7 protein-coding genes are annotated in these 7131 nt (G+C 66.4%); 3 read left to right on the forward strand and 4 right to left on the reverse strand.

Annotated features, from left to right (window positions below):
• Positions 1-164: 164 nt before the first annotated feature.
• Complete coding sequence (locus AC07YR_RS03335) at positions 165-1256, forward strand: ROK family glucokinase (RefSeq protein ID WP_436057259.1); 1092 nt, start codon at positions 165-167, stop codon at positions 1254-1256.
• Between the two features lie 30 nt (positions 1257-1286).
• Here AC07YR_RS03335 and AC07YR_RS03340 read toward each other — a convergent pair whose 3' ends face one another.
• The 3 genes from AC07YR_RS03340 to AC07YR_RS03350 are packed head-to-tail and all read right to left on the reverse strand — an operon-like array spanning position 1287 to position 3420.
• Positions 1287-1841 (reverse strand): hypothetical protein, encoded by a 555-nt coding sequence (locus tag AC07YR_RS03340; RefSeq protein ID WP_494733042.1) that lies wholly within the window; start codon positions 1839-1841, stop codon positions 1287-1289.
• On the reverse strand, positions 1838-2635 hold the full coding sequence (locus AC07YR_RS03345; RefSeq protein ID WP_436057261.1) for an alpha/beta hydrolase: 798 nt from the start codon (positions 2633-2635) through the stop codon (positions 1838-1840). Before AC07YR_RS03345 ends, AC07YR_RS03340 begins: the two co-directional genes overlap by 4 nt.
• Complete coding sequence (locus tag AC07YR_RS03350) at positions 2632-3420, reverse strand: alpha/beta hydrolase (protein WP_494733043.1); 789 nt, start codon at positions 3418-3420, stop codon at positions 2632-2634. Before AC07YR_RS03350 ends, AC07YR_RS03345 begins: the two co-directional genes overlap by 4 nt.
• 111 nt (positions 3421-3531) lie before the next feature.
• Between AC07YR_RS03350 and AC07YR_RS03355 the strand changes: the two genes are divergently transcribed.
• Both AC07YR_RS03355 and AC07YR_RS03360 read left to right on the forward strand, forming a co-directional pair.
• Positions 3532-4302, forward strand: coding sequence for a lysophospholipid acyltransferase family protein (locus AC07YR_RS03355; protein WP_494733044.1), 771 nt, complete (start codon positions 3532-3534; stop codon positions 4300-4302).
• Between the two features lie 78 nt (positions 4303-4380).
• Positions 4381-5775, forward strand: coding sequence for a class II 3-deoxy-7-phosphoheptulonate synthase (locus AC07YR_RS03360; protein ID WP_436057264.1), 1395 nt, complete (start codon positions 4381-4383; stop codon positions 5773-5775).
• Positions 5776-5870: 95 nt separating this feature from the next.
• Here AC07YR_RS03360 and AC07YR_RS03365 read toward each other — a convergent pair.
• The coding region (locus AC07YR_RS03365; protein WP_494733045.1) for a Stk1 family PASTA domain-containing Ser/Thr kinase at positions 5871-7131 on the reverse strand (1261 nt) is incomplete at its 5' end.

Genomic DNA, 7131 nt, shown 5'->3' on the forward strand with positions numbered 1-7131 from the left:
TACGCCCGTTGCGGAGGTGTGTCCTGTTTCACCTACTGGCGAGTAACTTTACGGTCAAGGGCCTGAAACCCGCCAATCTGCCCGCCGGGAGGCATGTCCGGAACTGTTTCACTCAGTGGCCGGCCACGCAGTAAAACACCGCCCGGGCAATAGAATGGGGAACCATGCACACACCAACGCCTGGCGACCCGCCCAGACCCTATCGGCGGACGGCCTCCTGGCGGCGCAGGAAGCCCTCCGGGCAGGACGCGCTGGCCGCAAGCCAGGGATTTCGTGAGCACCTCCGGCTGGGGCGCAAGGGACTGGCGATCGGCGTGGACATCGGCGGCACCAAGGTTGCAGCCGGCGTAGTTGATGCCGACGGCAGGATACTCAGCCAGGCCAGGCGCTCGACGCCCGGGAACGACCCCCGGGCAGTGGAACAGGTGATCGTGGAACTGGTCGAAGAGCTAAGCCGCGGCCACCGCATTTGGTCGGTGGGAATCGGCGCCGCCGGCTGGATGGACCTCGACGGCGGGACAGTGCTGTTCAGCCCCCACCTGGCCTGGCGCAACGAACCGCTGCGGGACAACCTCCAGCGCCTGCTGCGCCGGCCGGTCCTGCTGACCAACGACGCCGATGCCGCGGCCTGGGCCGAATGGCGCTTTGGTGCCGGGCAGGGACAAAACAGGCTCGTCTGCATCACCCTCGGCACCGGGATCGGCGGGGCCATGGTGATGGACGGCCGGGTGGAACGCGGACGCTTCGGCGTTGCCGGCGAATTCGGCCACCAGATCATCATGCCCGGCGGCCACCGGTGCGAGTGCGGAAACCGCGGTTGCTGGGAGCAGTACGCCTCCGGAAATGCCCTGGGCCGCGAAGCCCGCGAGCTGGCTGCCGCCAATTCACCCGTAGCGCAGGAACTCCTCAAGGCCGTGGACGGAGAGGTTGACCGGATCACCGGAGTCATCGTGACGGAGCTGGCCAAGGCGGGCGACCCTACGTCCAGGGAACTCCTGGAAGACGTCGGGGAGTGGCTGGGACTGGGGCTCGCCAACCTGGCTGCCGCGCTTGACCCCGGGAAGTTCGTGATCGGCGGAGGCCTCTGCGATGCCGGCGAGCTGCTGGTGGCGCCGGCACGCAAGGCCTTTGCCCGGAACCTGACCGGGCGCGGGTTCCGGCCGGCAGCGGAAATCGCACTGGCCGCGCTGGGACCCAACGCCGGGCTGATCGGCGCCGCGGACCTGTCACGGGTCAGCAGCAGGATGCACGGCTAACCGGGAAATCGGCAGGCTAAGCCTGAGGCACTAAACCCGGGCGCCGTCGTCGTGCTCATCCTTTTCCTGCGGCAGCTGCATGATCAGGTAGATCACTGAGACGACGAATGCGGCAACGATTCCCAAAATGGCCATCAGCGGCGCGGACCGCCAGAACATGGCGGCCAGCACCAGGGCGACGGGACCGCCCACGGCACCCAACCAGGCGAGCATGGTCAGGGGATCCGTGCCGGCCAGGCTCGGCGGTTCCTCCGGTACGAACGGTTCGTCGTCGTCGGCGTCGTAATCCCGCGGCCCGCCGGTTGCGTCCGTGTCAGCTGTACCGGCGTGGTCCGCCCCCAGGTGCGGTTGGCTGACGGCGGCCTGGCGTTCGGACGCCGAGGGCTCCGTCGGCGCGGCGCCGGACAGCCCCAGCGGATCGAAGTCGCGGAAGGGCCGCTTGGCTGGTTGGTTGCCCTCCCCGGCATCAACGGTGCTGTCAGCAGCCGCAGTGTCGCTGCCCTCGAGCCGGGCGACCAGGTCGAGCCATACGGCGTCGTCCTGGTTCGCGCTCTGGTCAGAGGAATTGGAGTCGGATCGGGTCATCGGCCATGTCCTTCACGGCTAGCGGGGGACGAGTCCACGTCTCCCGGAACCACGGCGCGGATAAAGTCCGCGGTCCCGCTGAAAATCTCTTCGGCATCGTTGTCCAGTGTGGCCACGTGGTAGCTGTTGCCCAGGGCGCTCAGCTGAAGCGTGGCATGGGTGAGGCCGCGGCGCAGCGCCACGATGCTCGAATCCGACACGACGTGGTCCACCGTGGAACGGAACACCCGAACCGGTGCAGTGATGCGGGGCAGCAGCCGCCGTGTGTCCTTGAACAGTTTGTTCAGTTCGTGGGCAGCCGCCACCGGTGTCCGCGGGTAGGCGCCCTCGTCCGTGTCCGGCTTGAGGATGTCGTTCGCGATGGCGGGCGTGCTTTTCATGACCAGCTTCAGGACGCCGGCCAGCGGCGCCCGGGGATCGTCAATGACCAGGCCGGGATTGACCACGATGGCACCCGCCACCGGACGCTGCGCCGCCACTCTCAGGGCGAGTGCCCCTCCCATGGACAGGCCCGCCGTGAACACGTGGTCGCATTCGGCCTCAAGCTCCAGGTAGGCGGAGTCGTAGGCGGAATACCACTGCTGCCAGCGGGTCCTGGCAAGTTCCTGCCAGCTGGTCCCGTGCCCCGGCAGAAGCGGCATCCTCACGGCAAAGCCGGCGTCGGCCAGGGACTGGGCCCAAGCCCGCACACCATGCGGGCTTCCGGTGAAGCCGTGGGACACGGCAACGCCGATCGAGGGGCCGTCTCCGGTAAAGGGGGAGCTCAGGGGGCTGTGGTCGGCGGCGATGCTCATGGTGTCTCCGAGGGTACGTGGTGCTGCGCGTGCTCATGGAAGAAAGCGGACGAATTCTGGAAAATCACGGGGGCGTCGTTGTCCAGGGTGGCCACGTGGCCGCTATGGGGCAGAGGGACCACGCGAAGCGTGGCCGATCCCAGCCGCCGCCGGATCAGCTCAAGGGACGATGGCGGTACGACGTCGTCGGTGTCCGATTTGAAAACCAGGACCGGCGCCGTCACCCGGGGCAGCCCGCGGCGGGCAGCGGCAAACAGCTTTTTCAGTTGGTGGACGGCGGCCAGCGGCGTCTGCGAATAGTCGCCGTCTTCAGTGGTGGCCGCGGTGGGGTTGGCCTCCACAATCGGCAGTGTGGTCCGTTGGAAGTACTTCAGGATGCCGATAATCCGGACTCTACGGTCGTAGAAGCTGAGCCCGGGATTGACCACGGCCACGCCGGCAACGCGATGACGGGACGCCGTGCGCAGGGCGACGGCGCCGCCCATGGACAGCCCGGCGACGTAGCAGGTGTCGGTCCGGCCGGCGAGCTCAAGGTAGGCGGCTTCGAAGGCGCCGGCCCAGTCCCGCCAGCCCGAGCGGGCCAGCTCGCGCCAGTCAGTCCCATGGCCGGGCAGGAGCGGGACGGAGACGGCGAACCCCTGCTCGGCCAGGTGCAGGGCCCACGGCATGACGCTGAGGGGACTTCCCGTGAAGCCGTGGCAAATGGCGACGCCGATCCGGGCATTGCTTCCGTGGCCGGGGTAGCTGAAAGCGGCAGGCACAGTCGGTTTGCTGCTTTCTCTCATGTGCCCATCGTGTCACCATTCACCACAAATCTCACTAGAGTAGGGTTGCATTGAAGTCCTGGCCGGGCCCGACGAAGGGGCGGCGAGACGCCTTCCGGAGAGGTACACCACGTGTTTTATTGGTTCATGAAGACGTTCGTCCTGGGACCGGTGCTGAAGCTCCTGTTCCGGCCCTGGGTCAAGGGGCTGGACAACGTCCCGGCCGAAGGCGCAGCCATCCTGGCTTCCAACCATCTGTCGTTTTCCGACTCCATCTTTATGCCGCTGATGGTTCCGCGTCCCGTGGTGTTCCTGGCGAAGTCGGAATACTTCACCGGTACGGGCCTCAAGGGCAGGCTGACTGCACTCTTCTTCCGGCTGACCAACCAGCTGCCCATGGACCGTTCGGGCGGAGCGGCGTCGGCAGCTTCGCTCAACGCCGGAATGGACGTCCTCTCGCACGGTTCGTTGCTGGGTATTTATCCCGAGGGAACCCGCAGCCCGGATTCACGGCTGTACCGCGGCAAAGTCGGTGTGGCAAAACTTGCCCTGCAGGCCAGGGTTCCCGTGATTCCCGTCGCCATGATCGGCACGGACAAGGTCCAGCCGATCGGTAAGCGGATGCCGAACATCAGGCGCATCGGCATGATCTTCGGCGAACCACTGGACTTCAGCCGCTATTACGGCATGGAGGAGGACCGCCTGATCCAGCGTTCCGTGACCGACGAAATCATGTACGAACTCATGCGCCTGTCCGGGCAGGAGTATGTGGACGAATACGCGGCAGTGGTCAAACTGCGGCTGGCGGGAAAACCTGCGGACGGCACTAACGGCACTAACGGCACTGACGGCTCAAACGGCTCCGGCGGCGGCACCGGTCCCGCGGAACCCGACAAAGCGTGACGCCGGTTCTGTGACGGCGGATCGGGTCGAATGACGGTTGCGGTGCGGAAACCCCGATCCGGGAACTAGTCTTGTAGTGTGACTGAGCTATCTGCAAAACCTGCCTCCCTGCTGACCAGTACCGCCCAGAGCGGCGCCGCCAACTATCCGGGACTGGACCACTGGCGGGACCTGCCGGTTTCCCAGCAGCCCAGCTGGCAAAACAAAGAGGTCTTTGACGCATCCGTGAAGGAACTTTCCGTCCTTCCGCCGCTCGTCTTCGCGGGCGAAGTGGACATCCTCCGCGAACGACTGGCCGCTGCCGCGCAGGGCAAGGCGTTCCTGCTCCAGGGCGGGGACTGCGCCGAAACATTCGAGGCCGCCACGGCGGACAAGATCAGCGCAAGGGTCAAAACCATCCTGCAGATGGCGGTCGTCCTCACCTATGGCGCGGCCATGCCCGTCATCAAAATGGGCCGGATGGCCGGACAGTTCGCCAAGCCGCGATCCTCCAACGATGAAACGCGCGACGGCGTCACCCTCCCGGCGTACCGGGGCGACATTGTCAACGGCTACGATTTCACGCCGGAATCCCGGGGCCACGATGCCGGCCGGATGCTGAAGGCCTACCACACGTCGGCTTCCACGCTGAACCTCATCCGGGCATTCACGCAGGGCGGCTTCGCTGACCTGCGCCTGGTCCACCACTGGAACAAGGGCTTCACAGAGAACCCGGCCCACGCCCGCTACGAGTCGCTGGCACGCGACATTGACCGGGCCATCAAGTTCATGGCTTCCTGCGGCGCGGACTTCGAGGCCCTGAAACGGGTCGAATTCTTCGCGAGCCACGAGGCGCTGCTGCTCGACTACGAGCGCGCACTGACCCGCATCGATTCCCGCACCGGACTTCCGTACGACACGTCCGCCCATTTCCTCTGGATCGGCGAACGCACCCGCGAACTGGACCACGCCCACGTCGATTTCCTGTCCCGGGTCCGCAACCCGATCGGCGTCAAGCTGGGGCCCAAGACCTCCGGCGACGACGCCCTGCGGCTCATCGACAAGCTGGATCCGGACCGCGAACCCGGCAGGCTGACCTTCATCACCCGGATGGGCGCTGGCAACATCCGCGAGAAGCTGCCCGCCATCGTTGAGAAGGTCACGGCGTCCGGCGCGCAGGTCCTCTGGGTCACCGATCCCATGCACGGGAACACGGTCACGTCGCCCAACGGCTACAAGACGAGGAACTTCGACGACGTCATCGACGAAGTGCGCGGCTTCTTCGAAGTCCACCACTCGCTGGGCACCATTCCGGGCGGCCTGCACGTTGAGATGACCGGTGACGACGTCGCGGAGTGCCTCGGCGGTGCCGACCCGATCGACCAGGAAGCTTTCCTGGACCGCTACGAATCGGTCTGCGACCCGCGCCTGAACCACATGCAGTCCCTGGAGATGGCCTTCCTCGTCGCAGGAGCCCTTTCCAAGCGCCCCTGACCCCGGTTCGACGCGCTGATCCGCTGCGATGATTGACCACAAAGCTCCGCCCGGCTGGAACCAGCCGGGCGGAGCTTTTTTGCGTAGGGTTCCGGTCAGACGACGGTGAGGGTGACGAGTGAACCTTCGGGCACCTGCGTGTCCACCGGATCCTGGTCGCGTACCGTTCCAAAGAAGCCGCCCAGGATGTTGTTTACCCGGACCTCGAAGCCGAGCTTTTCCAGCGCCTTGCGGGCATCATTGGCTTGCTTGCCGATGTAGCTCGGCACATCCACGAGTTTGGGTCCCTTGGACACCGTAAGGGTGACGGTGTCGCCCCGGGTCAGGGTGCCGGAGGACGGGTCCTGGGCCACGACGGCGCCCTTGGGGACCTTCTTGTCGTTGACTGTTCCGGGGGAGATTACGGCCTTTAGCCCCGCGGCTTCGAGCGCCTTGACCGCTGCGCCCTGTTCCTGCCCGCGCACGTCCGGAACGGGAATGGGCTCCGGCCCCTTCGAGACAGTGAGGCTGACGGGTGTGCCGCGTCGGGCGGGGGTTCCCGCCGCCGGATCCTGGGCGAGGACCGTTCCCGCCGGCTCGGTCTCGCTGTAGGTCTCCGTGACAGTGCCCAAGGCCATCTCGGCCCCGTTGAGTTGGGTCTTAGCTTCATCCAATGACTTGCCGCTCATTCCGGGCAGCGGAAAGAGTTGGGGGCCTTTGGACACGAAAAGCGACACCAACTGGAACTTGCGGATTTCCCGCCCTGCCTCAGGTTCGGTGCCGACGACGAGCCCGGCCCGGATATCGTCGTCGAAAACATCCTTCGTGGTGGACTGGAATCCAGCAGTGCCAAGCAGCTGCTGGGCCTCGGCCACGGTCTTGTTCGATACCCGCGGAATGGTTCCGGGGGAGCCGGGTCCCATGCCGAAGAACCAGCCGGCGCCCGTTGCGAGCAATGCAGCGATGACCAGGATGATGATCCAGAGGACGCCGCGACGCCGCGGGTTACCTTCGCGAAGGGACCGGACCGGAGTTGACGCCGCCTTCGACTGTGCCTTGGCGGCATCGCGGTCCTGCTTGCGCTGCGCCCGCTTACTCAGGGGAGCGGCGCCGTCCGGTCCGTCCCCGTCTGCCTCCCCGAAGTCGGATTCCGCGTCCGGCGGGGCCGCCAGCGCGCCGAACTGGCCCGTGCGCCCGGGCGAAGCCGACAGTACCGTGGTGGGATTGCTTTGGCGGGTGATGATTTCCGTTGGATGCTGCCCGGCGGACAGGACCTCCGTGTGGTCCTGGCGCTCCGTGGGCCGGACCGCGGCGGGTCGACCGGAGGGCGGGTAGGCGGGAGGGCGCAGCCCGGCCGGAGAATGGGCGACGGCGGGG

The sequence above is a fragment of the Arthrobacter sp. GW460-12-1-14-TSB2 genome (genome assembly GCF_059423525.1).

Excerpts from the sequence above, each read along its gene's own strand:
- AC07YR_RS03335 (WP_436057259.1), top strand. The coding sequence starts at position 165 with ATGCACACACCAACGCCTGGCGACCCGCCCAGACCCTATCGGCGGACG.
- AC07YR_RS03340 (WP_494733042.1), bottom strand. The coding sequence starts at position 1,841 with ATGACCCGATCCGACTCCAATTCCTCTGACCAGAGCGCGAACCAGGAC.
- AC07YR_RS03350 (WP_494733043.1), bottom strand. The coding sequence starts at position 3,420 with ATGAGAGAAAGCAGCAAACCGACTGTGCCTGCCGCTTTCAGCTACCCC.
- AC07YR_RS03345 (WP_436057261.1), bottom strand. The coding sequence starts at position 2,635 with ATGAGCATCGCCGCCGACCACAGCCCCCTGAGCTCCCCCTTTACCGGA.